Annotated in this window: 25 protein-coding genes and 1 pseudogene; 18 read left to right on the forward strand and 8 right to left on the reverse strand. The window is 47.2% G+C overall.

Annotated elements, in window-relative coordinates:
* Window position 1: 1 nt before the first annotated feature.
* The 6 genes from HYN46_RS03815 (at window position 2) to HYN46_RS03840 (ending at window position 6,966) form a co-directional block, all read left to right on the forward strand.
* Complete coding sequence (locus HYN46_RS03815) at window positions 2-1,087, forward strand: cell division protein ZipA C-terminal FtsZ-binding domain-containing protein (protein ID WP_114898172.1); 1,086 nt, start codon at window positions 2-4, stop codon at window positions 1,085-1,087.
* A gap of 107 nt (window positions 1,088-1,194) precedes the next feature.
* Complete coding sequence (gene ligA, locus HYN46_RS03820; protein WP_210009352.1) at window positions 1,195-3,270, forward strand: NAD-dependent DNA ligase LigA; 2,076 nt, start codon at window positions 1,195-1,197, stop codon at window positions 3,268-3,270.
* Window positions 3,271-3,343: 73 nt separating this feature from the next.
* Complete coding sequence (locus tag HYN46_RS03825; RefSeq protein WP_114898173.1) at window positions 3,344-4,078, forward strand: type III pantothenate kinase; 735 nt, start codon at window positions 3,344-3,346, stop codon at window positions 4,076-4,078.
* Between the two features lie 368 nt (window positions 4,079-4,446).
* A complete protein-coding gene (locus HYN46_RS03830; protein WP_114898174.1) occupies window positions 4,447-5,652 on the forward strand; it encodes an RtcB family protein in 1,206 nt (401 codons plus the stop codon).
* Window positions 5,653-5,664: 12 nt separating this feature from the next.
* Window positions 5,665-5,853: a hypothetical protein gene (locus HYN46_RS03835; RefSeq protein WP_114898175.1), complete on the forward strand. Its 189-nt coding sequence runs from the start codon at window positions 5,665-5,667 to the stop codon at window positions 5,851-5,853.
* Between the two features lie 165 nt (window positions 5,854-6,018).
* On the forward strand, window positions 6,019-6,966 hold the full coding sequence (locus HYN46_RS03840; protein WP_114898176.1) for a hypothetical protein: 948 nt from the start codon (window positions 6,019-6,021) through the stop codon (window positions 6,964-6,966).
* A gap of 58 nt (window positions 6,967-7,024) precedes the next feature.
* Here the strand turns inward: HYN46_RS03840 and HYN46_RS03845 are convergent, their stop codons facing one another.
* The 4 genes and pseudogenes from HYN46_RS03845 to HYN46_RS03860 all read right to left on the reverse strand — a co-directional run bounded on the left by HYN46_RS03845 (window position 7,025) and on the right by HYN46_RS03860 (window position 10,533).
* Window positions 7,025-7,915: a DUF6929 family protein gene (locus HYN46_RS03845; protein ID WP_114898177.1), complete on the reverse strand. Its 891-nt coding sequence runs from the start codon at window positions 7,913-7,915 to the stop codon at window positions 7,025-7,027.
* A 94-nt stretch (window positions 7,916-8,009) separates the two neighbouring features.
* Window positions 8,010-8,858 (reverse strand): annotated as a pseudogene (rluB, locus tag HYN46_RS03850) (23S rRNA pseudouridine(2605) synthase RluB); the annotation flags it as partial.
* A gap of 213 nt (window positions 8,859-9,071) precedes the next feature.
* The gene (scpB, locus tag HYN46_RS03855) at window positions 9,072-9,647 is read right to left on the reverse strand and encodes an SMC-Scp complex subunit ScpB (protein ID WP_114900585.1); all 576 of its coding nucleotides are present in this window, start codon (window positions 9,645-9,647) and stop codon (window positions 9,072-9,074) included.
* 67 nt (window positions 9,648-9,714) lie between these two features.
* Entirely contained in the window at window positions 9,715-10,533 is an 819-nt protein-coding gene (locus tag HYN46_RS03860) for a segregation and condensation protein A (protein ID WP_114900586.1), read from the reverse strand.
* A gap of 369 nt (window positions 10,534-10,902) precedes the next feature.
* On the opposite strand from HYN46_RS03860, the gene kdpF reads away from it, so the two are divergent.
* The 6 genes from kdpF to kdpE all read left to right on the forward strand — a co-directional run bounded on the left by kdpF (window position 10,903) and on the right by kdpE (window position 19,088).
* Complete coding sequence (kdpF, locus tag HYN46_RS03865) at window positions 10,903-10,992, forward strand: K(+)-transporting ATPase subunit F (RefSeq protein ID WP_114898179.1); 90 nt, start codon at window positions 10,903-10,905, stop codon at window positions 10,990-10,992.
* On the forward strand, window positions 10,992-12,716 hold the full coding sequence (gene kdpA, locus HYN46_RS03870) for a potassium-transporting ATPase subunit KdpA (protein ID WP_114898180.1): 1,725 nt from the start codon (window positions 10,992-10,994) through the stop codon (window positions 12,714-12,716). Before kdpF ends, kdpA begins: the two co-directional genes overlap by 1 nt.
* Before the next feature lie 20 nt (window positions 12,717-12,736).
* On the forward strand, window positions 12,737-14,866 hold the full coding sequence (kdpB, locus tag HYN46_RS03875) for a potassium-transporting ATPase subunit KdpB (RefSeq protein WP_114898181.1): 2,130 nt from the start codon (window positions 12,737-12,739) through the stop codon (window positions 14,864-14,866).
* Window positions 14,867-14,916: 50 nt separating this feature from the next.
* Window positions 14,917-15,513 carry a potassium-transporting ATPase subunit KdpC gene (gene kdpC / locus HYN46_RS03880; RefSeq protein ID WP_114898182.1) on the forward strand — a complete coding sequence of 199 codons (597 nt, stop codon included), beginning with the start codon at window positions 14,917-14,919 and terminating at the stop codon, window positions 15,511-15,513.
* Window positions 15,514-15,624: 111 nt separating this feature from the next.
* Window positions 15,625-18,354, forward strand: a complete 2,730-nt coding sequence (locus tag HYN46_RS03885; protein ID WP_114898183.1) for a sensor histidine kinase — start codon at window positions 15,625-15,627, stop codon at window positions 18,352-18,354.
* 50 nt (window positions 18,355-18,404) lie between these two features.
* Window positions 18,405-19,088, forward strand: coding sequence for a two-component system response regulator KdpE (gene kdpE / locus HYN46_RS03890; protein WP_114898184.1), 684 nt, complete (start codon window positions 18,405-18,407; stop codon window positions 19,086-19,088).
* A 31-nt stretch (window positions 19,089-19,119) separates the two neighbouring features.
* Here kdpE and HYN46_RS03895 read toward each other — a convergent pair whose 3' ends face one another.
* From HYN46_RS03895 to pip, 4 genes are all read right to left on the reverse strand, one after another.
* A complete protein-coding gene (locus tag HYN46_RS03895; RefSeq protein WP_114898185.1) occupies window positions 19,120-19,548 on the reverse strand; it encodes a hypothetical protein in 429 nt (142 codons plus the stop codon).
* Window positions 19,549-19,596: 48 nt separating this feature from the next.
* Entirely contained in the window at window positions 19,597-20,019 is a 423-nt protein-coding gene (locus HYN46_RS03900) for a GNAT family acetyltransferase (protein ID WP_114898186.1), read from the reverse strand.
* Between the two features lie 24 nt (window positions 20,020-20,043).
* The gene (locus tag HYN46_RS03905; protein ID WP_114898187.1) at window positions 20,044-20,661 is read right to left on the reverse strand and encodes an L-threonylcarbamoyladenylate synthase; all 618 of its coding nucleotides are present in this window, start codon (window positions 20,659-20,661) and stop codon (window positions 20,044-20,046) included.
* Window positions 20,662-20,874: 213 nt separating this feature from the next.
* A complete protein-coding gene (gene pip, locus HYN46_RS03910) occupies window positions 20,875-21,813 on the reverse strand; it encodes a prolyl aminopeptidase (RefSeq protein WP_114898188.1) in 939 nt (312 codons plus the stop codon).
* Window positions 21,814-22,169: 356 nt separating this feature from the next.
* Here pip and HYN46_RS03915 point away from each other — a divergent pair, with 356 nt between their 5' ends.
* From HYN46_RS03915 to lysM, 6 genes are all read left to right on the forward strand, one after another.
* On the forward strand, window positions 22,170-22,721 hold the full coding sequence (locus HYN46_RS03915; RefSeq protein ID WP_114900587.1) for a YceD family protein: 552 nt from the start codon (window positions 22,170-22,172) through the stop codon (window positions 22,719-22,721).
* Between the two features lie 114 nt (window positions 22,722-22,835).
* On the forward strand, window positions 22,836-23,021 hold the full coding sequence (gene rpmF / locus HYN46_RS03920) for a 50S ribosomal protein L32 (protein ID WP_114898189.1): 186 nt from the start codon (window positions 22,836-22,838) through the stop codon (window positions 23,019-23,021).
* A gap of 357 nt (window positions 23,022-23,378) precedes the next feature.
* Window positions 23,379-24,368 carry an ACP S-malonyltransferase gene (gene fabD, locus HYN46_RS03925; RefSeq protein ID WP_114900588.1) on the forward strand — a complete coding sequence of 330 codons (990 nt, stop codon included), beginning with the start codon at window positions 23,379-23,381 and terminating at the stop codon, window positions 24,366-24,368.
* The gene (fabG, locus tag HYN46_RS03930; RefSeq protein ID WP_114898190.1) at window positions 24,365-25,117 is read left to right on the forward strand and encodes a 3-oxoacyl-ACP reductase FabG; all 753 of its coding nucleotides are present in this window, start codon (window positions 24,365-24,367) and stop codon (window positions 25,115-25,117) included. Before fabD ends, fabG begins: the two co-directional genes overlap by 4 nt.
* A gap of 265 nt (window positions 25,118-25,382) precedes the next feature.
* On the forward strand, window positions 25,383-25,619 hold the full coding sequence (gene acpP, locus HYN46_RS03935; RefSeq protein ID WP_114898191.1) for an acyl carrier protein: 237 nt from the start codon (window positions 25,383-25,385) through the stop codon (window positions 25,617-25,619).
* A gap of 279 nt (window positions 25,620-25,898) precedes the next feature.
* Window positions 25,899-26,372, forward strand: a complete 474-nt coding sequence (gene lysM / locus HYN46_RS03940; RefSeq protein WP_114898192.1) for a peptidoglycan-binding protein LysM — start codon at window positions 25,899-25,901, stop codon at window positions 26,370-26,372.
* The last annotated feature ends 43 nt before the right edge of the window (window positions 26,373-26,415 follow it).

Below are 26,415 nucleotides of genomic sequence, written 5' to 3' on the forward strand. Positions count from 1 at the left end.
CATGGATATTCTGGTTGTAGCAGGCGTCATAGTCGCGGTTATCCTTATTTTAGTGGGTCTTTTCCTGATCTTTCGTCGTGCACCACAGCCGACTGCTGAAAAGGTGGTCGCAAGTGAAGAAACGCCGTCGCCACAAATTGAACTACCTTTAGATGCGGTTGAAACCGATTCCGCACCGACAGAACCTGTCATCTCTGCCAATGATTTCATCACGCAGACGATTCATCAGCATGCTGCGCAGCATGCGAGTCAATTACATGCTGAACATGTAGATAAACCTCAGCAAGTTCAAGGTTTTGATGAAGACCAACCTGCGGTTTTAGCGACTGCACATCATGCATTTAAGGCACCGATTCAGCCTGAGGTTTCCGCTGAGCCTGTTTCTCCAACGATCACGCTAGAGCCCGAGTCCCTTGCCCCGCAGAAAGGCGGTTTGGATGCAATGCTGGATGATCTGGAACAAGCCACCTCTTTATCCCCTCATTCACATCATCTGGATGTGGGGGCACCACTACACCATACTGAATTGGAATTAGAGTCTGCCATACCCTCGATTTCCGCAATTGACACGGCAGAATTAACCGAGTGGCAAGGGGATAGTATCCTGCTTGATGAGCATCTTGCAGATCATAGCCGCAGTGAAGAAGACAGCATTTTGGTTCAAGCTGAACAGATCATCGCCATTCATTTATTGCCAAAGAGCGGGCGCCCGCTGGAAGGCAAGATGGTATTGCGCCTCTTGCGTAAACATGGTTTACGTTTTGGCGAAATGTCGCTCTTTCATCGTTTTGAAGAAGCAACGGGTCAGGGACCAATGATGTTCAGTGTCCTGAAGTACACGCAAGAAGGCCCAGCAGGTTTTGATCTGGATACCATGGAAAATGAAAATTTTGATGGGCTCTCGTTCTTTCTGGCCTTACCCGGTATCCGCCCGCTGCAAGGTTTTGATATGATGATGAGCACTGCACAACGCTTATGTCTAGACTGCTATTCACAATTGTTCGATGAAGAAATGAATCAATTGAGCGAGCAGTTGAAAGGGCATTATCGTCATCAAGTCTTGGATTTTAGACCAACGCGTCTGTGAGATATCGTCATGAGATCGCGATAAGATAAGAAGCACTCGATTGAGTGCTTTTTTTGATCCAATGTATTTAGTCAGTTTTTAGAAAATAGAGTGGTTGAGGAAGTCCCATGGCTGATTTATTCAGTGCATTAGAAGATGCAGAACATCACGATCGTCAGGCTGTAGAAGCTGAAATGCGTAAGCTTATTGATCTGATTCGAATCAATAGCCATGCCTATTATGTGATGGATGCACCCATACTCGATGATGGCGAATACGACGAGCTACTCCGCCGTTTAAAAAGCTTGGAAGAGCAACATCCTGATTGGATACAATCCGATTCACCCACTTCCAAGGTTGGTGGTCAGGCGCTGGGGCAGTTTCAAAGTGTGGTACATCAAGTGCCGATGTTGTCACTCGGCAATGTCTTTAATCATGAAGACTTACTGGCATTTGATCAGCGTGTCAGGGAACGTCTACCCAACCAAGAAATTCGATACGAACTGGAATTAAAACTCGATGGCTTGGCGGTATCCTTGCATTATCTCAACGGACAGTTGGTTCAAGGCGTAACACGGGGTGATGGAGAGACCGGTGAGGACATTAGTCATACCGCCAAAACAATTCGTAATTTGCCCCATGTATTGATTGATCCTACAGGCAAACCCGTTCCCCGTATCCTCGAAGTACGTGGGGAAGTGCTGATACCTAAGAGTGGTTTTCATAAACTCAATCGAGATGCTGAAGCACGTGGATTGAAAACCTATGTCAATCCACGCAATGCGGCAGCGGGCAGTTTACGCCAGCTCGATCCCGCAATTGCTGCGACACGGCCCTTGGCATTCTATGCGTATTCCATTGCACAGAGTGAGCCAGCACATGAATGTCCAACCCAGTCCGAATCGCTGTACTGGCTAAAGTCTCTGGGTTTTACCGTTTCCGAACGCCTCGAGGTGGTCGATTCTATAGCTGAAGTTCAGACCGTTTATGACCAGATCAATGCCGGACGCGAGGAACTTGCGGTTGAAATTGATGGAATGGTGGTTAAGGTCGATTCACTGCGTCAGCAGCAGCAACTGGGTTTTTTAAGCCGTGAACCGCGTTGGGCTACGGCCTATAAATTCCCTGCAAAAGCAGCGCTAACCACTGTTGAACAGATCGATTGGCAAGTAGGGCGTACGGGGACATTGACGCCGGTCGCACGCTTAAAACCGGTATTTGTAGGCGGGGTGACGGTCAGTAATGTGACATTGCATAATATTGGTGAGATTCAGCGCTTGGATGTGCGTGTTGGTGATAGCGTCACGGTCTATCGCACTGGGGATGTAATCCCTAAAGTAGAGCGTGTATGGCCTGAATTTCGTCCTGCATCTGCACAAGTAGTTGAGTTGCCAAGCAACTGCCCTGTATGTGATTCTCCGGTCATCATGCCGGAGGGCGAAGCGTTAGCACGCTGTACGGGTGGACTATTTTGTCCGGCACAACGGATTGAGGCGATACGTCATTTTGTGTCACGTAAAGCCATGGATATTGATGGCTTGGGCGAGCGCTGGGCAGAGGGTTTGCTCAGCAATGGCCTGATTTCAGATGTGTCTGATCTTTATCAATTGCATACGCGTCGTGACGAACTGTTGACCCTTGAGAAGCTCGGTGAGAAGTCTGTTCAGAATTTATTAGATGCGATTGAAGCCAGTAAAAAAACCACCTTTGCACGTTTCATCTATGCGCTGGGGATTCGCGGGGTCGGGGAAAATACTTCCCGTCATTTGGCAGAGCAGTTTCAGACATTGGCAGCTCTTTTTGCGGCTGATCTCGATAGCTTAAAGATGACTGCCGATGTGGGCGAAATTTCCGCTAACTGGATTTTAAGCTTCTTGGGCGAGACTCATAATCGCCAGATTATCGAGCGACTGGTTGCAGCAGGTGTCTATTGGGATGCACCTGTAAAACGTACCCGTCAGCCTTTAACTGGCGAAAGCTGGGTCTTGACTGGGACGCTATCGCGTTTTACCCGTGAGCAGGCGACCATGATTTTGCAGGAGTTGGGTGCCCGTGTCAGTGGCAGTATCTCAGCAAAAACCAAGGCACTGGTCGCAGGAGAGAAGGCAGGTAGTAAACTGGCCAAAGCGCAAGAACTCGGAATTCAAACCCTGACCGAAGATGAATTTGTGACTTTCGTTGCTGGACACGGTGTTGAACTCTGAGCATGATTTTTAATGCTTTGAATTTAGTTTTATTATCAGGCGATTAAATCAGGCTTCTTGGATGTAAATGCATATGACGACTCCGCGTAAACTGTGGCTAGACCTTGGCAATACGCGTTTGAAGTATTGGCTGACTGAGGGTGAAGAGATCATCACCAGTGGTGCTGAGTTGCACTTACAATCGCCTGCTGATTTATTGCTGGGCTTAGTCGATCGATTTAGCAATTTTCAGCCATCATTTGTGGGTGTATCTTCAGTGCTGGATAGTCAGGCCAATCAACGAATCAAAAAATCGCTAAAGCCTCTGAATACCCCAATTGAGTTCGCTCAAGTCCTTGCAACATCACATGGTTTGATTACGGGTTATGATCACATCGAAAAGCTAGGGATTGATCGCTGGCTACAGGTGCTTGCGTTATCGGGACAGCAGAAGAAATTTTGTATCGTGGGTTGTGGCACGGCATTAACACTCGATTTGCTGGATGATGAAACTCACCTCGGTGGATATATTTTGCCCAGTTTTTATTTACAGCGTGAAGCTCTAGCTCAGGGGACACGGCGTGTGCAAGTCCCTGATGGTGCATTTAGTAATCTTGGCGCAGGGCGTAATACGCAAGATGCCGTGCATCATGGCATTCTCTTGGGACTCGTCGGTGCGATTGAAAAATTAGTGCGTTCTGATCCTACCCGTGAACTGGTGTTGACTGGCGGAGATGCGGTACTGATTCGTTATTTTCTGGATATTCCTAATCCGATTACGGTCGAAGATGATTTGTTGTTGAGAGGATTAAGGCGCTATTTCTCTTAAATTATTTTTTAAATGGGCTTGTATTTATTTTTTTTGTGTTTAAAATCTGCCCACATTAGTTCAGACATTGTGTCTGGATCCCTCAAATTCTACAGGAGCACTTGCAATGGTTAAAGACGGTATTTTTGCTTAACGGCAGTCGCTCCTGATTCGGACCGCTGCCCAAAGCATACGGTTCGAATGCACAGATCTTTAAAGAGACCCTAGCATTCGCTAGGGTTTTTCGTTTTTGGATCGCTGATTTTATGCGATTCCAATTTCTAAAAGCCCCACAACCGTATCTACTGACGTGATTTGTAGTCTCTATCCATAAGACCACAGATCAAAACGCGCTTATCCAGCGTATATTTTTTAGTGTTAGAAACATCATGGCTATACAACTGACTTTAAACGCCAATTCTGGTTACGGCGTCCCTGTAAATATTTTTACCCGAGATATTGATGACGCTGCAATCGAGCAACTCAAAAAAGTGGCTCAGTTGCAGTTTATTTATCCCCATGTCGCCGTGATGCCTGATGTGCATCAAGGCATTGGTGCCACGGTGGGCTGTGTGATCCCCACCAAAAACGCCATTATTCCTGCGGCTGTCGGTGTGGATATTGGCTGCGGCATGAATGCGATTAGGCTAGGTCTGAAAGCAGCGCAGTTACCAGATGACTTGCGCAAGATTCGCAGTGACATCGAGCGGACTGTGCCTGTGGGCTTTAATCATCACAGTCAAATTAAAGCCCGTGCGTCAAGCATTGATCCCTTAGCTCGACGCTTAGGCGTGATCACAGATAAACACCCGGGCTTATTGCGCATGCTCCGCAATTTTGACCGCACGTGGCAAAAGCAATTGGGTACGTTAGGCGGCGGTAATCACTTTATTGAGCTCTGTATTGATGAGCAAGATGACGTATGGGTAATGCTGCACTCTGGCAGTCGAGGATTGGGCAACTGTATTGGCACGTACTTTATTGAACGTGCCAAGAAAGAAGCCCAGAGCCGATTTGGTCATGTACCCGATAAGGATTTGTCCTATTTCGCCGAAGGGTCTGCAAACTTTGATGATTACGTTGAGGCGGTGCATTGGGCACAGGATTATGCGATGGAAAACCGTCGGGAAATGATGCGTCTGATACTGGCTAAGCTGCGAGTACATTTACCGCCATTCCAATTGACCAAAGAGGCGATTAACTGCCATCACAACTATGTGCAGCAAGAACGTCACTTTGGGGAAAATGTCTATGTCACGCGCAAAGGGGCGATCAGTGCGCAAGCGGGTGAGTTGGGAATCATCCCCGGTTCAATGGGTGCGAAGTCCTATATTGTGCGCGGCAAAGGCAACGAGATGTCGTTTTGCTCCTGTTCTCATGGAGCAGGTCGGCGTATGAGCCGGAATAAGGCCAAAGATTCATTTACTTTGGACGATCTGGCTCAGCAAACAGCAGGCATTGAATGCCGCAAAGACAAAGGCGTTATGGATGAGATTCCAGCCGCTTATAAAGACATTGATCAAGTCATGGCAAACCAGACCGATTTGGTTGAGGTGATCCATACCTTGCGTCAAGTCATGTGTATCAAAGGTTAAGGAGGCCTAGATATGAAACAGAAGAAAGCAAATGTGTTTAAGGAGCGCAATCATTTGGCACTGCATCCGCTGCTGCATAAGGGCGGTGTCAATCACAACGAAAAAGTTGATGTTGCGCGGCAACGTGAGCGCAGAGCATTGCGCCAATCGTTGAATCATACGGATTGGTTAGGCCAGCACCCTCATGGTGCTGAGTCTTAGTCTATCTATTATTCTGATTTTTAGGAGTTTACCTGATGTTTAACCAGATATTGAGCATGGTTTCTAGATTGTCCAGTGGGCATAACGCAAGTCGTCTTAGTCAAGAAGGCTTGCTGATATTTGATTTTTATCGACAGCGATTTAAAAATAGAGTTTCAACACATTATGAAAACAGACGAACTGAATGAAATTTTGGCATGCCTGCCACATGGGCGTACACTCTTCCATTATCAAAAAGACCAGCATATCCCGTTGGTGCTAAAGACACTGATTCGCCATGGTCAACTGCAGACCATTGCTGACTTAAAGCAGAGTCACTATGCCAAATGGGCTGGGCATCCTTGGGTCAATCAATTTCTGGCTCAGCAACCGAATTCAAAAGCGACGCTTTTACCTCTCATGGATAGCCTCCTTCATACTGAAACACTCGACTTTCCCTTTATTCTGACGGCGGGACGTTGGGGTTCTGAGCGACAATATCACTGGTGTCAGACGACTCGGCGGGGTGAGAATCTTGTTTTGCATTTGAATTTGCCACACTCGGTAAAAATGGCATTTGAGCAAGTCGGCGTTGAGGATGTGGGCCAGTACGGTTTCCATCCCCATGACACGGTTAGACCCACTTTAGCATGGGCACGTTTGGATATCGATTTAGAGCATGGGCAGGTGCTGATTGAAGAAATTCAAAGTGATTTGATTCGTGATATTGCATCAAGTATTCAACGTGCCGCACGATTCCAAGACTATGCTGATCGAAGGGTATGGTTGATGGGCAACCGGATTCATCCCGGCCAATTTTTGGTAGCGATCAAACCTTTTTATGATGCACTCTATCGGCTATGGTCTGAAGCTATGCTCACAGCGACTCTGCATTTTATCTTTGATGAGCTGGGTATTTATGATGTGTATTATCATACTTGGGAAGGCGGCAAGCGCTTAAAGAAATTGCATAAATATGGTGCACCGCCAAGATCACTTTATAGCCAACTTCCAGAACGTTTCGGTTTTGCTACAACGAATATCGGTCCTGTGATGCTTGAGCACGATCCTCAGGTTACGCGCCGTATCAAAGCGGGCGAGGGCGATCTGCGTTGGTATCGGCTGAATGTCTAATTCAAGAGGTTCTCAAGTTTGACATCAATCAAATGTTTGCTTTCGAACTTGAGAACTCTTAATCAATTACCACAAGTACTCTGAGCAATTCCGAGTCACCACCATCACTATCGGTAACCAGTAAAAACTCCTCACCAGAAGGATGCGTGTTAAGCCATGTGATGCCTTCGACTTTGATCGGAGTCGGATGACCTTGATCATCCGTAATCACTTGTGCATCTAGGGTTTTACCATCTGTAGAGAGCAGCACGATCAAACTGCCCAGTACGGCTCCATCATCATAGGTATTGATGGTTTGTTCAACGGAAGCCACTGCCGCAATAATAGATCGATGCTTCAAAAAGCAGGCATCGGAGATTCCACTGGCGGAGCCGTCGATATCAGGAAGGTGTAGGCTCAGCACACTCACCAAAGTACTTCGTAAATCATGAGTATCCGCGAGCAGCTTTAAATCAAAGACCAATACCCCGTGATGACGGTTTATATTCCCGCGCTGAAAAATATAGAGATGTTGGTCATCACTGCAAACCGCTTCAATATTGAGCTCTGCACCTCCCGTTAAGTTCTGGTTAGATTCCAGAAAATCATAATTCGGAGTGTCCAAGAACGGACCGACTTGCTGTGTGAGCGGGTTAAACAATAATGCCGTTTTACGATTGGCTTTAGAACCAGAACCCATGATGAGCAATTGCGCTTGTCCATCCACATTGACGATCGTCATAGATTCAAAGTCAGGTTTTTCGGCTTTGGATAGAGGTGTCAGTGGTGTATGAGTGAGTAGAGGCACTTTCTCAAAATCGATGATCTGATTCAGTGTCTGATGGAGAGACGTTTTCAATAGGTAGCCTGCATCATCACCCACCACATACAGGGTATTTGCATGGGTGGCTACTCCCGAAAGTGCACCAATCCCTTTTAATGCTCGTCGTTCAAGAATGTTGATTTTCATCTTGGAATACTCTCATGGCGGGTAGTGAATGAATGCAGAAGACAAAAAAAGGCTAGGGGAAAGCCTAGCCTATTTTGCCATTCAAGACGGATCATTCTTCGCGTTTTTGTTGACGCAAGTATCCACCACGACGTGCTGGAAGCGGATTCTCTTGTTGACGCTCTGCACGGCGTTTTGCCATGCCGTATAAGCCTGTGCCAACGCGTGGTTTTAGCTTGACGCTTTGCACGAGGTTCTCGATGTCATGCTTATCCAGTTCCATCCAGCGACCTGTGCGTAATTCACGAGGTAGGATCACCGTGCCGTAACGGGTACGCAGCAAGCGGCTGACTTTCAGCTCTTGTGATTCGAATAGACGACGCACTTCGCGATTACGTCCTTCTTTCACCACAACTTGATACCAGCGGTTGATACCTTCACCACCGATCTCACTAAATGACTCAAACTTCGCAGGGCCATCTTCCAGTTCTACACCATCGGTCAGTGTCTTGATGATTTTTGGCGTGACTTCACCCATGACCCGTACGGCATATTCACGTTCGATTTCACTGGATGGGTGCATGAGTTTGTTGGCAAGCTCACCATCATTGGTAAACATGAGTAGGCCGGTACTATTGATATCGAGACGACCGACCATGACCCAGCGATCATTCGGGATCTGTGGCAACTGCTCAAATACAGTGACACGTCCTTCAGGGTCAGTGCGTGAACAAATTTCGCCTTCGGGTTTGTAATAGACTAAAACACGGCGACGCGTTTCCTCTTCGGATTGATGCGCGATTTTACGGCCATCAATCCGAATTTCATCGGTCGGTTCTACACGTTCGCCCACAGTCGCAATCTTTCCATTGATACTGACACGACCCGCAGCGATCACTTCTTCCATAAACCGACGTGATCCCAAGCCAACACGGGCGAGGACTTTTTGCAGCTTTTCACTCATTTTTACAACCCCAATTACTTCATTCTCAATCAAGTCTTTAAACTAAATCAATCTATTATCATCAGTGCTGGTGCGCTGATACGAAAAAACATGTTGTCCTCCGGCGTCTATTTATTACAGGCCGGAGGACCATAGAGCAATTCTATTGCAATATTTTGACCACATTTGAAAAAAGCAGGTGTGCTAGACCAGATATTTTCGTAAAAACGGTCTTCATTCTGCTGTCGAAGATGTTAAACCTTGTGCAATCTTTTCAAGTTCTTGCAGCTCTGGTAAATGCTCCAATGACTCCAAACCAAACGCATCTAAAAAGTGTTTGGTCGTGACGATCAGTGCGGGCTTACCAGCTACTGGGCGGAACCCATCTTCTGCGATCCATTGCCGCTCAAATAGTGTACGCAAAATCTGACTATTCACCGTCACCCCACGCAGTTGTTCGATGTCCGCACGCGTAACAGGTTGACGATAGGCGATCACACTCAGCGTTTCCAGCAAGGCTTGTGAGAGTCGCGTAGGGCGTTCGGGCCAAAGTCGCGCAACCACCACAGCATATTCTGGTCGAACCTGAATCCGGTAACCACTCGCAGTCTTGGCCAATTCAAGTGCGCTATCAACCAGTTTGATTGAAAGCTGATTCAGCCATGATTCGATTTGAGCATTCGTCAGCTTTTGACCATTTTGCTGATCATATTCCCCTTCAAGGGCTTGTCTTAGCATCAACAATGATACTGGTGTCTCACTGGCGAATAGCACCGCTTCCAGTATGCGCAAAACATGTCCAGTGTCCATGTAGGATACCGTTGAACCGTGTGGTTCATGATCAATATTGTCAGACGGGATTGAGGTATTCAGTTCATCATGCGGCACGTGGAAGCCCTCTGACGGTTAAAAGTTTTTCAGAACCATCGTCTACAATTTCAATTTCTTGCTGGCGCAGCAACTCTAAAATCGCCATAAACGTGACGACAACACCCATCCGCCCTTGGCTGCTGACCAGTAAACGGTCAAAGCGCACGCTGTGACCATCAGCAAGCGCATGTCGGACTGCCATAATGCGATCTTCAAGAGGCACTTCTTCAGCAATAATTCGGTGCTCAATCACGGGTGGGCGAGTGAGCAATGCACGCATGGCGAGCCATAAAATTTCAGCATCAAAGCGTGCGATATCCGGCTCTGCATCCGCAGGCAGTACGCTGGATACACCCACCGTTACTGCAAACACATCCCGCCCTTCAATTAATTGATCATTTAATGCCGCGGCGCCACTCTTGATCCGAGCATATTCTTCCAGTCGCGCCAGCAAGTTTTTACGTGGATCATCTTCAACGGTCAGCGTTTTTGGCGCGGGTAGTAAGAGCCGCGACTTCAAATCTGCTAACAGTGCAGCCATGACCAGATAATCACCAGCCAGCTCTATATCCAACTGTTGCATCAGGCGAATATACGCAAGATATTGGGTTGCTATCGGGGCAATATCCAGTTTGACCAAATCCAAGCCATTTTTTCGAACGAGGTACAACAAGAAATCCAGAGGCCCTTCAAAACGCTCAAGCATGATGGCAAATGCTTCAGGCGGGATATAGAGGTCTTCGGGGAGTTCAGAAAACCACTCATCGTTGACACGCGCAAGATTAACCTGATGTTGTTCTGCTTCTGATTCAGCAAGTTGATTCATATTCGGGCTGTCTGTCGTATCGAAGTGGTCATGTCGCATGTATTCATAATTTTATATCAAGCCAATGCTCATAACGATTTTCGTCATGCCGCACGTACTTTGATGAAATGAGTATAGCAAGAATTGAGCCTGTCTAGGCTTGATGTCCAGAAATAGTCGAGCTTTTTTTCATTTGGTCAATTGCAAGAGTGTTTTTTCATCCAAAACATCGATTCGTTAGCAAAAAAAATCATCTTTACACCGTTTTTACACCCCAGGTGATTCTTTCTATACCGTCTTAATAGCCATTTTTCTAAGCTGTCACATTAGATTTAACCGATCAACTTCTATTTTAGTGGCACTGTTTCATTACTCAATCTGGGGACGGTTATGAGCATCAACTATGGTTTGGCAGGCTTAATTGCACTGGGTTTATTGATTTATCTGATCTATGTCTTGATTAAACCGGAGGCATTTTAATGAATATTCAAGCCTTAGGGCAGGTGACCCTGTATCTGGTCGTACTATTTGCCTTAGCACAGCCATTAGGCCGCTATTTAGTCGCGGTATTGGAAAAAGGACTTCCTGCAAAAGCTGCAGGCGTCGAATCCAAAGTCTTTGCTTTATTTGGGATCAAATCAGGCGCTGCGCATGAGATGAACTGGATTGCTTATGCAGTCGCAATCATTCTATTCAATCTCTTTGGTGTGCTTGCTGTGTTTGGTATCCAAATGCTGCAAGGACATTTACCGTTTAATCCACAGCATTTCGGTGCGCCAACATGGGATTCCGCACTCAATACCGCTGTGAGCTTTGTGACTAACACCAACTGGCAAGGTTATGCTGGTGAGAGCACGATGAGTCACTTTACTCAAATGACCGCGCTCACCGTGCAGAACTTTGTCTCGGCGGCGACAGGTCTTGCCGTTGCTTTTGCCTTGATTCGAGGCTTTGTGCGTCGCTCTTCGAAAACCTTGGGCAACGCCTGGGTTGATCTATGGCGCGGCACCATTTACGTCCTTATTCCTCTGTCTATCATCATTGCACTACTATTTGCAGGACAAGGCGTGATTCAGAACTTTTCGCCTGATGTCACGGTTACCACTTTACAAGGTGCAAAACAAACCTTGGCGATGGGTCCTGTTGCATCTCAAGAAGCGATCATGATGGTGGGCACGAATGGTGGTGGCTTCTTTAATGCGAACGCAGCACATCCATTTTCGAATCCGACGCCATTCAGTAATTTCATTCACATGCTTTCGATCTTCTTGATTCCTGCCGCACTGTGCTTTGCACTGGGTCGGATGAGTGGAGATCAACGTCAGGGTGGTGTGATTGTGGGTGCGATGACATTGATGTTTGTTGTCGCTTTTGGTGTTGCTGTTCATGCGGAACTGGCAGGTAATCCATTGCTGACCCATACCGATCAGGTGGCTAGTGTCTTGCAAGCGGGCGGCAATATGGAGGGTAAAGAAACACGCTTTGGTGTTGTGACTTCTTCATTATTTACCGTTATTACCACTGCTGCATCATGTGGTGCGGTGAACAATATGCATGACTCGTTGACTCCAGTTGGTGGACTCGTTGCCATGCTACTCATTCAGTTAGGTGAGGTGGTGTTTGGTGGTGTTGGTTCAGGTCTTTACGGCATGTTGCTCTATGCAATCTTGGCGGTGTTTATCGCAGGTCTTATGATCGGTCGTACTCCTGAATACTTGGGTAAGAAGATCGAAGCCTTTGATATGAAAATGGTTGTCATTGGCATGTTGGTCACCCCGCTGATTGTGCTCGTGGGTACTGCGATTGCGGTCATGACTGAAGCAGGCCGCGCTGGGATTGCCAATCCACAAGCGCATGGTTTTAGCGAAATTCTGTATGCATTCAGTTCTGCGGCCAATAACAACGGCAGTGCTTTTGGTGGTCTCTCAGCAAATACGCCTTTTTATAATCTGATGCTGGCCTTTGCGATGTTCTTTGGTCGCTTTGGGGTGATTTTACCCGTATTGGCTTTGGCTGGCTCTCTTGCAAATAAACAACGTCTAACTGCCACGTCAGGCACATTGCCTACCCATACCTTGTTATTTGTATTTCTGTTGGTTGGCACGGTGATTTTGGTCGGTGCTCTGACATATGTACCAGCGCTTGCGCTTGGACCTATTGTTGAGCAAGTCCAATTGGCACTTCATGCAGTGTCAGGTCAATAAGGTCAATCAGGAGAATAATGATGAATGCTTCAACTCATGATGTGCAACATAGCCATCAGACCCATGCAAAAAAACGTACTTTGTTTGATAAAGAATTACTGACCCCCGCACTGATCAGCACCTTTAAAAAGCTGGATCCACGGATTCAGTGGGCTAATCCTGTCATGTTTGTGGTCTATGTCGGTAGCTTGTTGACCACCGTATTGGCTGTTCAAGCGGCATTTGCTCCGAGCAGTAGTTTTATGCATGGGGAGGATACCTTTGGCTTTATCGCAGCGGTCACTGTTTGGTTATGGTTTACGGTGTTGTTTGCCAATTTTGCCGAAGCCATTGCCGAAGGTCGCAGCAAAGCTCAAGCAGCCAGTTTGCGCAGTGCTCGTCAAGACGTTATGGCGAATAAAATCAGCAGCCCTATACAGACGTCTGTTGCAACTAGAGTCTCAGCAACCACACTGCGTAAAGATGACTTTGTTTATGTGATCGCGGGTGAGGTGATTCCAGCCGATGGTGAGGTTGTTGATGGCATGGCATCGGTTGATGAGTCGGCCATTACGGGGGAGTCCGCGCCAGTCATTCGTGAAGCGGGTGGTGACTTTTCTGCAGTGACTGGCGGAACGCGTGTGCTTTCGGATTGGCTGGTGATTCGCGTGAGCAATAATCCCGGTGAAGGTTTTTTGGATCGCATGATTGCGATGGTGGAAAGCGCCAAACGCCAAAAAACACCAAATGAGATTGCATTGACGATTCTGCTGGTTGCGTTGACCCTGATCTTCTTGATGGCGGTTGTCACCTTGCTTCCGTTCTCAATCTTCGCTGTGCATGTCAGTCAAATGGGTACACCCGTCAGTCTGACTGTATTGGTTGCTTTATTGGTGTGTTTGATTCCAACAACCATCGGTGGTTTGCTCTCGGCGATTGGCGTGGCTGGGATGAGCCGCATGATGCAAGCCAATGTGATCGCTACCTCTGGCCGTGCGGTTGAGGCAGCAGGTGACGTGGATGTTCTTCTGCTGGATAAAACTGGAACGATCACCTTTGGTAATCGTCAAGCTTCAGCCTTTTTTCCGGCACCAGGCATTACTCAAGAACATCTGGCGGATTATGCGCAGCTTGCATCCCTCGCTGATGAAACCCCAGAAGGTCGCAGTATCGTGGTCTTGGCAAAGCAACTGTTTAACATCCGTGAGCGTGATTTGCAGTCCTTGCAGGCGGTTTTTGTGCCATTCACTGCACAAACTCGCATGAGTGGCGTCGATCTGCCAAACCATCAAGCGATCCGTAAAGGGTCAGTCGATGCGATTGCCAAACATATTGAAAGCTTGGGTGGTCAAGCACTGCCTAAAGCCGTACGCCAAATGGCGGATGATATAGCCCGTCGTGGCAGCACACCGTTGGTCGTGGCTGATGGCAACGTGGCATTGGGTGTCGTTGAGCTTAAAGACGTGGTGAAGGGCGGTATTAAAGAGCGCTTTGCTGAATTGCGTCAAATGGGGATCAAAACCGTGATGATCACTGGGGATAATCCATTGACGGCGGCGGCGATTGCGGCAGAAGCCGGCGTGGATGATTTCATGGCCGAAGCGACTCCAGAGCAAAAACTGGCACGTATTCGTCAGTATCAAAGCGAAGGCAAACTGGTTGCGATGACGGGTGATGGCACCAACGACGCACCTGCGTTGGCCCAAGCCGACGTAGCGGTTGCGATGAATACCGGAACGCAAGCGGCAAAGGAAGCCGGCAATATGGTGGATTTGGACTCCAATCCAACTAAATTGATTGAAATCGTGGAAACCGGTAAGCAAATGCTGATGACACGTGGCTCACTCACGACATTCAGTATCGCCAATGATATTGCGAAGTATTTTGCAATTATCCCAGCAGCATTTGCGACGACTTATCCTGCGTTGAATGCACTCAATGTCATGCATTTAGGCAGCCCAGCCAGCGCGATTTTATCAGCGGTGATCTTCAATGCATTGGTGATCATTGCCTTGATTCCTCTGGCATTACGCGGTGTGAAGTATCGCCCTGTAGGCGCTGCAGCATTATTACGCCGTAATCTGGGCGTCTATGGTTTGGGCGGTATTATTATCCCCTTTATCGGGATCAAAGTGATTGATGTTGTGTTGAATTCAGCGGGCTTGATGTAAGTCGTAGATGTTGATCAACACCATTTAATAGATGCTTTAAGGAGTAAGTCATGAGTACGTTGACACAATCGATCCGTCCGGCAGCCAGTTTATTTGTCGTCCTGACCATCCTAACGGGTCTTGCTTACCCACTGGTCGTGACGGGCATTAGCCAAGCGATTTTACCTGCATTGGCCAATGGCAGCTTGATTCAAAAAGATGGTCAGAATATCGGTTCAAACCTGATCGGGCAAAGCTTTACCAATCCTGCTTACTTGTGGGGTAGACCTTCAGCGACTACACCGACGACCTATAATGGTCAGGCATCTGGTGGATCTAACTTAGGTCCATTGAATCCAGATTTGGTTAAAGCTGTCAATGAGCGGATCGCCACTTTGCAAAAAGCCGATCCAACCAATACCGCGCCAGTGCCGATTGATTTGGTCACTGCTTCAGGCAGTGGATTAGATCCACAGATTTCGCCAAATGCCGCAAAATATCAAGCAGCGCGTATTGCACGGTTACGAGGCTTGACCGTGGCTCAAGTACAAGCTGTGATTGACAAAAATACTGAAGGTCGCCAAGCTGGATTATTTGGTGAGCCTCGGGTGAATGTGTTACAAGTGAACCTTGCATTGGATCAATTGGCTGCACTGCCTAAGTCGTAAATGTTGTGTGGTGAGGATACCTACCTCACTGCTGCCACCCCCCCCTTTCAGATTGAAGGGGGATTGGCGTTTTATGAAGTCAGTTGAATCAAAACAAACCAGAGTGCCCCTATGATTGAACGCCCCAATCCCGATGACTTGTTAGTCCGACTGCAACAAGCGGATGAACGTGCCAAACGAGGAAAGTTAAAGATTTTCTTTGGTAGCTCGGCTGGGGTCGGGAAAACCTACGCAATGCTCGCGGCAGCCAGACGGCAGCTTGCAGATGGCGTGGATGTGCTGGTAGGGGTGGTTGAAACCCATGGTCGGCAGGAAACTGCAGCGCAGCTTGAAGGTCTCACCGTACTTCCATTACAGCAGGTTGCTTATCGTGGGCAAACCCTCTTAGAGTTTGATCTAGATGGAGCGCTTGAGCGTCATCCCACTTTAATTCTGATGGACGAGTTGGCGCATAGTAATGTTGCTGGCTCGCGTCACCCCAAGCGCTGGCAGGATGTCGATGAGCTTTTAGATGCCGGGATAGATGTTTATACCACCTTGAATGTACAGCATTTAGATAGTCTGAATGATGTCGTGGGGCAGGTCACAGGCATCAGGGTACGTGAGACACTACCTGATGCGTTTTTTGAAGGCGCTGACGATGTCGTCATGGTGGATTTGCCCCCAGATGAGCTCTTGCAGCGCTTAAGCGAAGGTAAAGTCTATCTGCCGCAACAAGCGGCACGCGCGGCAAAGAACTTCTTTCGTAAAGGCAATCTGATCGCGCTTCGTGAGTTGGCACTGCGTCGCACTGCCGATCGTGTTGACGCACAAATGCGTGATTATCGCAGTACCGAATCCATCAGTCCGATCTGGCAGACCAATGAGCGAGTCTTGGTATGTATTGGTGCCAATGCCAATGCTGAGCGTCTAATTCGCCGCGCCGCACGGCTTGCCAGTGCTTTGCGCAGTGAGTGGCAAGTGTTATATGTCGAAACGCCAGAGCTTCTCAGACTGTCAGAAGCTCAGCGGCATGAGGTGTTAGAGCGGATACGCTTGGCACAAAGTTTAGGCGCGACTGTAGAGACCGTAGCTGGTACGGATCTGGCCAAGCAGATAGTGGATTATGCCAAGCTGCATAACATCTCTCGGGTGATCATTGGACGCTCTTCCGAGCGCCATTGGTTCCGCGGTAGAAACAGCTTGGTCAATGAGTTGGCGACACGTGCGGTAGGGATTGATCTGGTTCTAGTGGGCGATGATCAGGTCGTGCCTGCCAAAGCGGAATTACCCGATTTTCCACTGTTTAATAATATTAACTTTTACTCGAAAGGGTATCTGTGGGCCATCGCAGGTTGTGCGCTGGTCACGCTGGCTTTGACTGGTCTGACTTATTTATTCGACCTTGCCAATGTGGTCATGCTCTATCTGTTGGTTGTGGTCGTGGTTTCAGCGCGTTTTGGTCGCGGTGAGGGGATCTTTGCTTCGATCCTGAGTGTCTTTTGTTTTGATTTCTTCTTTGTGCCGCCGCATTTTTCTTTCACGATTGCCGATACGCAGTATTTGCTCACCTTTGTGATCATGCTGTTTGTTGCTTTAGTCATTGCAAATCTTGCCGCAAATCTCCGTTTTCAGGCGCGTATATCCACCCATCGTGAGCAGCGCGCCAATCGACAGTCTAACTTTAGTCAGTCTTTGTCAGGTGCATTAACCGCAGGGCAGATTGCTCAAATCACAGTAGAGCAAGTGGCGCAAGTTTTTCACTGTCAGGTGGTACTGCTCTTGCCCGATCGTGAGGATAGCTTGCATATCGCGCGTGACCAGCAAGAAAAAGTGATGGTTCTGCCCCCTGAGCTTTCCGCTGGATTGGATATGGGTACTGCACAGTGGGTCTATGATCGTGAGACCGCCGCAGGGTTACAAACCAATACCTTACCTGCCAGCCCACTGCTGTATCGTCCACTGCGCGCACCAATGCGTACACGCGGCGTGTTGGGGTTATTGCCCAGCGATGTCAATGCACTGTTTCAACCCGAACAGCAGCGTATGCTTGATACCTTCGCTGCACAGATTGCTTTGGCACTGGAGCGAGTCCATTTCGTAGAAATTGCCCAAGAGGCATTGATTCGGATCGAAGGGGAACGCATGCGTGGCACGTTGTTATCGGCGTTATCCCATGACCTACGCACCCCCGTCACAGCACTGGCCGGTCTGGCAAATACCCTAAACCGAGCCGACGTGACACCAGAGCAGCATAAGGAACTGGCGCTGGCGATTGAAGATCAAGCCGATGCGATCCATGCCTTAGTGATTAACCTGCTGGATATGGCAAAGCTGCAATCTGGCGGTCTAAATCTCAACCGACAGTGGGTGCCTCTGGAGGAGGTGATTGGCAGTGTGCTGCGTAGTATGAGCAGTCGTTTAGCGAAGCATCAGGTCACGACATCCTTGCCTTTTGATTTGCCCTTGGCACAAGTGGATGAACTGTTGATTGCGCGCATACTCAGTAATTTACTGGAAAACGCAGTGCGCTATACGCCAGCAAATAGTCATATTAATATCTCTGCACGCCTACATATTGCCGCCTCACATCAACAAGAGATGGAGCTGGTTGTCAGTGATGATGGTCCGGGATTGCCCGTTGGCATGGAAGAAAAAATCTTTGAGCGTTTCACCCGAGGGCAAGCCGAATCGGCGACGACGGGGATTGGCTTGGGATTAACCCTCTGCCGTGAAATGATTCAGGCGCATGGTGGAAGCATCCATGCCGAATCCAATGTGCCTCATGGTGCAAAATTTATCGTGCGCTGGACCCAAGACTCGCCGCCAGAGCCGCCTGAAAGCGAACTTGATACACTGTAACGCGAGATATTTAGTTCATAATATCAACTCAATATGGAATGCCAATATTTATGGATGCCCCCAATATTCTTGTGATTGAAGATGAACCTCAAATTCGCCGTTTTGTTCGTACGGCTCTGCAAGCTGAAGGTTGGCAAGTGTTTGAAGCGGAACATGGTCAGCGCGGATTGATTGAAGCGGCGACCCGTGCCCCCGATCTGGCGATTGTCGATTTGGGTTTACCGGATATGAGTGGCATTCACGTGATTCAGGATTTACGGACATGGTCCGCTATGCCGATCATCGTCTTGTCTGCACGTAGTGATGAGAAAGATAAGATTGAGGCGCTGGATGCAGGGGCGGATGATTATCTGACTAAGCCGTTTAGTGTCGGTGAGCTGCTTGCACGAGTCCGCGCGCATTTACGTCGCCGAGAGACGGGTAATGGTGCGACTTCCCAGTTTATCTTTGGCGATGTCGTCGTTGATCTGGCGCGGCGTACGGTTGAGCGTGAGGGGCAACAGGTACATTTGACCTCAACCGAGTATCGTTTACTCTCAGTACTCATTCGTCATGCAGGACGAATACTGACCCATACTCAACTCTTGAAAGAGGTCTGGGGTCCTAATCATAGTGAGCATAGCCACTATGTACGGATCTATATGGCGAATCTACGTCAGAAGCTGGAGAAAGACCCGACACAGCCCGAGTATTTATTGACTGAGATTGGGATGGGGTATCGGTTGATGGTTTGAGATGGGGTGTCTAGTCAGGAGCTTTATACGATTACTCTTTCTCCTCCCAGTGCCCTCCGATTAACAGGTTTAATGTTACGTCAATAGTGGATTCGAATGCTCCTGCTTCTCCCGCAAGATAAGCTTTCTTCCACATTCTATAACCCTCGTCGAAGTCAGGTATTTTTGTTTTTTTGCGGTTTAGCTCAGTGACACTCTTCTCAATCGCACCGTATTTAAAGGGTAGGTGAGGTATGTCCGTAACGATGTTTCCCTTTAATGGATTTTTCAGTCTTATCCCTTCTACTCGGATATGAACAACTTTGCCTAGATCTGGATAGTTCTCGATCTTAAGAATAGTAATTGTGGAGTCTTCTTCATGAACTCTTGTTTTATATGTCCATACTTGGCCTTCTTGTAATTCAACGGCGAAAGAAGATGCGCAAACGAGAAGTAATAGGGAGAAAATAAAAATACGCATGTAAGACGTCCGTTCTACAGAATTAAAGATCACTTGATTTTTTAATATTCATTTATTATCGCTAATCAATCGCTTCCCCAAACAAACCACATCATCTTCCACATAACCCAAACGGTGATAAAACACGATCACATCGCTATTTGACGTGCGGATTTGTAGATTGATCTTCGGGCAGCCCATTTCTTTTAATAACCGCTCTGCTTCAAGCATAAGCTGTCGCCCATAGGCGAGTTTACGATGCTCAAGGCTTACGGCCAGATAGTTTACCCAGCCGCGATGACCATCAAAGCCAATCATGGCTGTCGCCATGAGTTGCCCATCAATCTCACCGACAACAAATAGTTCGGGTTGCACGTTAAGTTTACGTTCAATATCCAGATGAGGATCATTCCACGGACGTGTCAGACCGCAAGCTTGCCATAGTGCAATAACAGCAGACTCATCCTCAGGGTGGAAGGGGCGAATCTTCATGGTATTAATGTTGATTGAATGACCTTAGACAAACTCACTGACATCTCCCAATCCTTCACGCACGACAACGGCTTCATCGCCCGATAGGTCAATCACGGAAGTTTCACCCAGTGTCCCCATGCCGACATCAATAAAGACATCAATCAGCTTTTCAAGCCTATCTGCAATCTCAAAAGGATCATCTAATGGAGTTGTCTCATCAGGTAAGGTCAGGGTTGTCGTGAGCATGGGCTCGCCGAGTGCCTCAAGCAGTGCCTGACAGACCGGATTGGTCGGCACGCGAATCCCGATGGTCTTACGCTTTGGATGCATCAGCCGTTTAGGAACTTCACTGGTTCCGGTCAGGATGAAGGTATATAAACCGGGTGTGTGATTCTTGAGTAAGCGATAAGTGGCATTATCCACTTTGGCATAGGTCGAGATTTCAGAGAGATCACGACAGATCAAGGTGTATTGATGCTGATCGGGGAGCCTACGAATGCGGGTGATACGTTCAACGGCATCTTTATTACCGAGTTGACAGCCTATGGCATAGGTGGAATCAGCGGGATAGACAATGACATCACCCGCACGAATCCGTGCCGCTGCTTGTTGAATCAAGCGGTCTTGCGGATTTTCAGGGTGGACATAAAGATGGAGCATGATCAATTATCCCGCTGCGTACCTCAAAGCGAGGTACATCTGCATAAAAATCAGGTCAGGTGATTCAATTAGAGAAACACGTGTCGACTTGATTCTATCGGATATTAAGCCTTTTATCGGGAATTGTCATATAAATGCTGATGATACGAGGGATTAGAAAAACCATATGTTCTAGTCCCTCAAAAGCAGTACGAGTTTTGATGAAATGAATTGTTAAAAACGATCCGTCGCCTCAACTAAAGCATCTGTGATGCCGACTTCAGAGAGCGAGTGCCCAGCATCCGCAATAATTTTAAGCTCTGCTTCAGGCCAAGCGCGATGGAGATCCCAAGCACTCTCAGCAGGGCAGACGACGTCATAACGTCCCTGTACAATGATCGCCGGGATATGGCGTATTTTGTTGACCTGATTGAGCAGGTAGTTATCCTCAGTGAAGAAGCCTTTATTGATAAAGTAATGACACTCAATGCGGGCGAAGGCTTCAGCAAAGACATCATCACCGTAATGAGCGATCACATCGTCATCAGGAATCAGTTTGGAGGTAGATCCCTCCCATGTGGCCCATGCCTTTGCTGCACTGCTGCGGATATGCGCATTGGTGGAGGTTAGGCGCTGATAGTAAGCTTCTACCATATTGTGACGTTCAGTTGCAGGTATTGGTTTTAGATAGCCTTCCCATGCATCAGGATAGAGTCTGGATGCGCCATCTTGATAAAACCAGTCAATTTCACGCTTACGCAAGAGGAATATTCCGCGCAAGAAGAATGCGGTGCAGGCATGCGGATGGGTAACGCCATAGGCTAATGCGAGAGTTGACCCCCATGAACCGCCAAAAACCGCCCACTTTTCAATATGCAGGTGTTTACGTAGTTTTTCGATATCTTCAACCAAATCCCATGTTGTATTCTCGCGAAGTTCAGCAAAAGGAGTACTTTGCCCGCAGCCGCGTTGATCAAACAGGATCACACGCCATTTTTGCGGGTCAAAGTAACGAAGGTATTGGGGTTGTCCACCACCGCCTGGTCCACCATGGAGAAAGACTACAGGGCGACCTTGTGGGTTGCCCGATTCTTCGTAGTGCAGGGTATGGAGGTCAGATACTTTGAGTTTATCAGTGCGATAAGGGGTGATTTCTGGATACAGGGTACGCATAATTTTTCCACGAGAATGATTTTGACGTCACAGCTCTACATGAATGGCTAAAAGATTAGTCGTGACATGGTGTGAGCCTTGTCTTTCATTGGATTATTTGTGTTTTTTTTACTTTTTAGTATGTGCATTGCGTAATCTGAAATCCCCATTTTCTGTCATATACGTCATGAACCAAAATGTAAGGCAAATATATCTCATTTTTATGCCAATCTGCTTTGACACAGGGCGCGTAACTTTGTACAATTCGCGCCCTATTTGTGTTCGTTATGGGGTTTGACGTGGCAGAGACTCAATTGCCAAGCAGTAGTATTCTTACTGATCTTGCGTCCAATACCGTAAGTACATCGTCAAGTGCGATGTCGCCTCATGTGTTCCCAACACAAATAGAACCGTTCAAATGGGCGGAACTCGGATTTGTGTGGCAAGGGAAGGTTGAGTTATCGCGGTTTGCGCGTGTCGCAGCTGAGGTGGTTCCACCGCATGATCATCAAGCGATCGCCCTTGATTGTAAGTTGTATGTAGATGAGCGCCATATTGCTTGGCTTGATGCCACAATGTCAGCGACACTGCCGCTCACTTGTCAACGTTGTTTGAATCAGTTGGATTTTGTTTTAGATACACACGTTCATCTAGCAATGTTTACTGAAGAAAAATATGCTGAAAAGCTAGGCCGTGATAAAGACGAAATCGATTATGTGATTTTGAGCGAAGCTCAAGTTGCCCATGGTGCAGCCACAATCGATGTCCTTGATCTGCTGGAAGATGAAATATTACTTGCGATGCCTTTGTCTCCAAAACATGAGCATTGTGAATTGAAAGTTGCTGGTGCTGTACAAGCGGACGAGGTGGTTACTGAACCAAAACGTAATCCGTTTGATGTTTTGGCTGGTTTGAAGCTTAAAGACTAGATGTTTTAAAGATCATATTTGTTCTTGTATAGCTGATTGACCTTGCGTTGTAAGAGTATGAACGCAAAGCCATTTTAGATTTTTTATGTACGATTTATTGCAAAGGAGGCTCTCATGGCCGTTCAACAAAACCGAAAAAGCCGCGCACGTCGTGACATGCGCCGTTCACATGATGCGTTGACCACTGCTGCGCTCAGCGTGGATCAAACCACTGGTGAAACACATCTGCGTCACCATGTGACCAAAGATGGTTTCTATCGTGGTCGTCAACTGTTCGCAGTTGCTGCAATCGACGAGTGATTTGATTCTTTTGCGGGAAAGAAACCGTTTTATGCGGTTGATTTCTAATGCAGAATGAATTATTTCGTTTGCGTGAAAGCAAAAGATAGACTTGAAGCTGCTTGTTTATCTCATCGGAATGATCGATATCATGATCTCCTATGAGTAAATAAGCGGCTTTTGTCGTTTTTTGCAAATACGGATCATTTTCTGTTGTGATAAATTGTCGGATCATTTTTTTATTAAATTGTTTCATTAAATTGAAGTAATACCGCGCGATCATACGCTGTACTGTTTTTATGTGGTGTTGAGGCATAGAAGACGTAGAGTGAAATATAAAAAATGATCAGTGTGCCTTTGATGGATATTCAAACTGTTATGACTGCATTCAATAAAACGACTACTGCTCAGCGTCGCACCAGAACCGCATTAGTCTTTCCGGGGCAAGGATCTCAAAAAGCGGGCATGCTGGCGGAATTAGCACAACAATTCCCGCAAATTACCGAAACATTCGCAGAAGCATCGACAGGTCTTGATTTTGATCTTTGGCAAATCGCACAAAGCGGTGAGCGCTTAGATCAGACTGAATATACACAGCCAGTTCTTTTGACAGCCAGTATTGCGCTCTGGCGTTTATGGCTGGATCTCGGTGGTGTTGCTCCTGTTGCCCTCGCTGGGCACTCTTTAGGAGAATACTCCGCACTCGTTGCTGGCGGTGCGCTCAGCCTCATCGACGGCGTACGCTTGGTTCATTTACGTGGTCAGTTGATGCAGCAAGCCGTGCCGCAGGGTACGGGTAGCATGGCTGCAGTACTGGGGTTGACAGATGAGCAAGTCGAAGCATTGTGTGCCAAGGTGAGTACAGATACTGGCGAGATTGTTGACCCAGCAAACTATAATGCACCGGGTCAAGTGGTTATCGCAGGGCAAAGCAGTGCAGTGCAGGGTGTTGTCGCTTTGGCAAAAGAAGCGGGCGGTAAAGTGATTAATTTACCTGTCAGTGTCCCTTCGCACTGCCGTCTCATGCAGCCAGCGGCAGAGTCCTTGGCTGAGGTGTTGACCGCAACAGCAATAAAAATGCCGAATATCCCCGTGATACAAAATGCCAATGCACTGATTGAAGCTGATTTAGATCAGGTGAAAGCGGCCTTGATTAGCCAACTTTACCGTCCTGTGCGCTGGACACAAACCTCTAAGACATTAGAGACGTTAGGGGTGAGTCAACTTGTTGAGTGTGGTCCGGGTAATGTCCTGACCAACCTCGCAAAACGGATGACAACACCTATGGTATCCTACCCGATAGACACGCGTAGTCGTATGGACGATGCGTTGACCCATATCGCCGTTGCAGAAGGGAAGCTTGCATGAATGAAGTCGTAAACTCACAACAACCGCGTCAAGTTGCACTGGTGACCGGTGCTAGTCGCGGTATTGGCGCAGCAATTGCTGCACAATTAGTTGCTCAAGGTTGTTTCGTGGTCGGTACAGCAACCAGCGAAGCGGGTGCTCAGCAGATTGCTGAAGCGCTAGGGGATTCTGGTGCGGGTCGAGTGCTTGATGTCCGTGATGTTGCCGCAATGGATGCTTTATTGAAGTCGATTGAGGCTGATTTTGGTGCGATCAGTGTTTTGGTGAATAACGCAGGCATTACCAAAGATAATTTACTGATGCGTATGTCAGAAGCTGATTGGCAAGACATTTTGCAAGTGCATTTAAATGCGGTGTTCCATCTGTCCAAAGCGGTGCTTCGCAATATGAGCCGCGCTCGTTTTGGTCGTATCATTAACATTACCTCTGTTGTCGCACAGATGGGGAATGCGGGTCAGGTCAATTACGCCGCTGCAAAAGCAGGGGTGGAAGGCTTTAGCCGCGCGCTGGCGCGCGAAATGGGTGGTCGTAACATTACCGTGAACTGTGTAGCCCCGGGTTTTATTGCCACTGATATGACTGATGTATTAGATGAAAAAGTTCGTGCATTGATGTTGTCTCAGATTCCATTGGGTCGCTTGGGTGAGGCTCGTGATGTCGCAGCAGCGGTTGGCTTTCTTGCTAGCGCACAAGCGGGTTATATCACTGGAACCGTACTACCTGTGAATGGCGGTATGTATTTAGGTTAATTATTGATTACACAGGCAATGACTTAATGTTGGCTGTGTCTTTTAAAAATGAATCCTGTGCTGTTTTGGTAACCTGTTTATTGATTATATCTAGATACTTCAAGCAGTAACCCAATGATTGGTCATGTAAATTGCTTTGAGATCCCACTCAAATGTATTAAATTGACTGATTAGGGCAGATTCAGCAATTGTATTTTTTATTCTTTACTTTACACTAGCGTTTATCTAATTTTATTAAGATGCCACAACCTGAAGGAGATTTTCGGTGAGCGATGTCGAACAACGTGTCAAGGCTGCCGTAGCAGAACAACTCGGAATCCGTGTTGAAGAAATCAAGAACGAAGCATCGTTTATGGATGATCTGGGTGCAGATTCTCTTGATTTGGTTGAGTTGGTCATGTCTTTTGAGAATGATTTCAATATCACCATCCCTGATGAAGATTCAAGCGTAATCACCACTGTTCAATCAGCGATTGATTATGTGACTGCAAAATTAGCATAAGCATCGTTTTATAAGCTTTTCTTAGCTTTTAGAATTACATAGTCGGAATTGATTTGGCGACTATGCTAAAAACCGCATCTTTATCCATGCGGTTTTTTTACGCCTGTCCTTTTTCAATCTTACAAAATCCTCTGAGTTAGTCACTTAATCATCTAATAGAAGTGTGATTTATATCTCATAAATTACATATTTACTGCATTATTTTAGCCACTGAGTGCGTAGTCTTGTTTGGTCAGTGTTAGCGCTGACCCAAACTACAAAACAAATGGAGCGAAGAAAATGGGCGTATTTAGTTTTATTAAAGGCGTAGGCGAAAAGATTTTTGGTCACGATGAAGCCCCTGCAAATGCAGCACCTCCTGCGGCATCGGCTCAAGATATTGCTAATGCGTTGTTGAAACGCGTGCTGGACCTTGGTTTAGGCATTGATGGCTTATCTGTGACTTATAATACGGATACCGATACGGCAACTGTAGCGGGCACGGCAAAGACCCAAGCAGATCGTGAAAAAGTTATTCTTGCAATTGGCAATAACTCTAATGTTGCGAAGACGGTTGTTGATAACATCACTGTTGATAGTGGCGAGCCAGAAAGCCAAATTTATGTGGTGAAATCTGGTGACACACTGTCGCATATTTCTAAAGAATTTTATGGTGATGCAAATCAATATAATAAAATTTTTGAAGCCAACAAACCGCTGCTGTCTAGTCCAGATAAGATTTATCCAGGCCAATCCTTACGCATTCCTGCGTAATGTATAAGCAAGTTGTAGATGTAAAAAAGAGTGACTAGTGCAC

This window comes from Aquirhabdus parva (genome assembly GCF_003351745.1).
Lineage (GTDB): Bacteria > Pseudomonadota > Gammaproteobacteria > Pseudomonadales > Moraxellaceae > Aquirhabdus > Aquirhabdus parva.

Excerpts from the sequence above, each read along its gene's own strand:
- rpmF (WP_114898189.1), top strand. The coding sequence starts at position 22,836 with ATGGCCGTTCAACAAAACCGAAAAAGCCGCGCACGTCGTGACATGCGC.
- HYN46_RS03900 (WP_114898186.1), bottom strand. The coding sequence starts at position 20,019 with ATGAAGATTCGCCCCTTCCACCCTGAGGATGAGTCTGCTGTTATTGCA.
- HYN46_RS03830 (WP_114898174.1), top strand. The coding sequence starts at position 4,447 with ATGGCTATACAACTGACTTTAAACGCCAATTCTGGTTACGGCGTCCCT.
- HYN46_RS03895 (WP_114898185.1), bottom strand. The coding sequence starts at position 19,548 with ATGCGTATTTTTATTTTCTCCCTATTACTTCTCGTTTGCGCATCTTCT.
- kdpB (WP_114898181.1), top strand. The coding sequence starts at position 12,737 with ATGAATGCTTCAACTCATGATGTGCAACATAGCCATCAGACCCATGCA.
- ligA (WP_210009352.1), top strand. The coding sequence starts at position 1,195 with ATGGCTGATTTATTCAGTGCATTAGAAGATGCAGAACATCACGATCGT.
- HYN46_RS03905 (WP_114898187.1), bottom strand. The coding sequence starts at position 20,661 with ATGCTCCATCTTTATGTCCACCCTGAAAATCCGCAAGACCGCTTGATT.
- HYN46_RS03840 (WP_114898176.1), top strand. The coding sequence starts at position 6,019 with ATGAAAACAGACGAACTGAATGAAATTTTGGCATGCCTGCCACATGGG.
- HYN46_RS03835 (WP_114898175.1), top strand. The coding sequence starts at position 5,665 with ATGAAACAGAAGAAAGCAAATGTGTTTAAGGAGCGCAATCATTTGGCA.
- kdpF (WP_114898179.1), top strand. The coding sequence starts at position 10,903 with ATGAGCATCAACTATGGTTTGGCAGGCTTAATTGCACTGGGTTTATTG.
- HYN46_RS03885 (WP_114898183.1), top strand. The coding sequence starts at position 15,625 with ATGATTGAACGCCCCAATCCCGATGACTTGTTAGTCCGACTGCAACAA.
- HYN46_RS03915 (WP_114900587.1), top strand. The coding sequence starts at position 22,170 with ATGTCGCCTCATGTGTTCCCAACACAAATAGAACCGTTCAAATGGGCG.
- kdpE (WP_114898184.1), top strand. The coding sequence starts at position 18,405 with ATGGATGCCCCCAATATTCTTGTGATTGAAGATGAACCTCAAATTCGC.
- HYN46_RS03860 (WP_114900586.1), bottom strand. The coding sequence starts at position 10,533 with ATGAATCAACTTGCTGAATCAGAAGCAGAACAACATCAGGTTAATCTT.
- pip (WP_114898188.1), bottom strand. The coding sequence starts at position 21,813 with ATGCGTACCCTGTATCCAGAAATCACCCCTTATCGCACTGATAAACTC.
- HYN46_RS03815 (WP_114898172.1), top strand. The coding sequence starts at position 2 with ATGGATATTCTGGTTGTAGCAGGCGTCATAGTCGCGGTTATCCTTATT.
- scpB (WP_114900585.1), bottom strand. The coding sequence starts at position 9,647 with ATGGACACTGGACATGTTTTGCGCATACTGGAAGCGGTGCTATTCGCC.
- HYN46_RS03825 (WP_114898173.1), top strand. The coding sequence starts at position 3,344 with ATGACGACTCCGCGTAAACTGTGGCTAGACCTTGGCAATACGCGTTTG.
- fabG (WP_114898190.1), top strand. The coding sequence starts at position 24,365 with ATGAATGAAGTCGTAAACTCACAACAACCGCGTCAAGTTGCACTGGTG.
- lysM (WP_114898192.1), top strand. The coding sequence starts at position 25,899 with ATGGGCGTATTTAGTTTTATTAAAGGCGTAGGCGAAAAGATTTTTGGT.
- kdpC (WP_114898182.1), top strand. The coding sequence starts at position 14,917 with ATGAGTACGTTGACACAATCGATCCGTCCGGCAGCCAGTTTATTTGTC.
- fabD (WP_114900588.1), top strand. The coding sequence starts at position 23,379 with ATGACTGCATTCAATAAAACGACTACTGCTCAGCGTCGCACCAGAACC.
- HYN46_RS03845 (WP_114898177.1), bottom strand. The coding sequence starts at position 7,915 with ATGAAAATCAACATTCTTGAACGACGAGCATTAAAAGGGATTGGTGCA.
- kdpA (WP_114898180.1), top strand. The coding sequence starts at position 10,992 with ATGAATATTCAAGCCTTAGGGCAGGTGACCCTGTATCTGGTCGTACTA.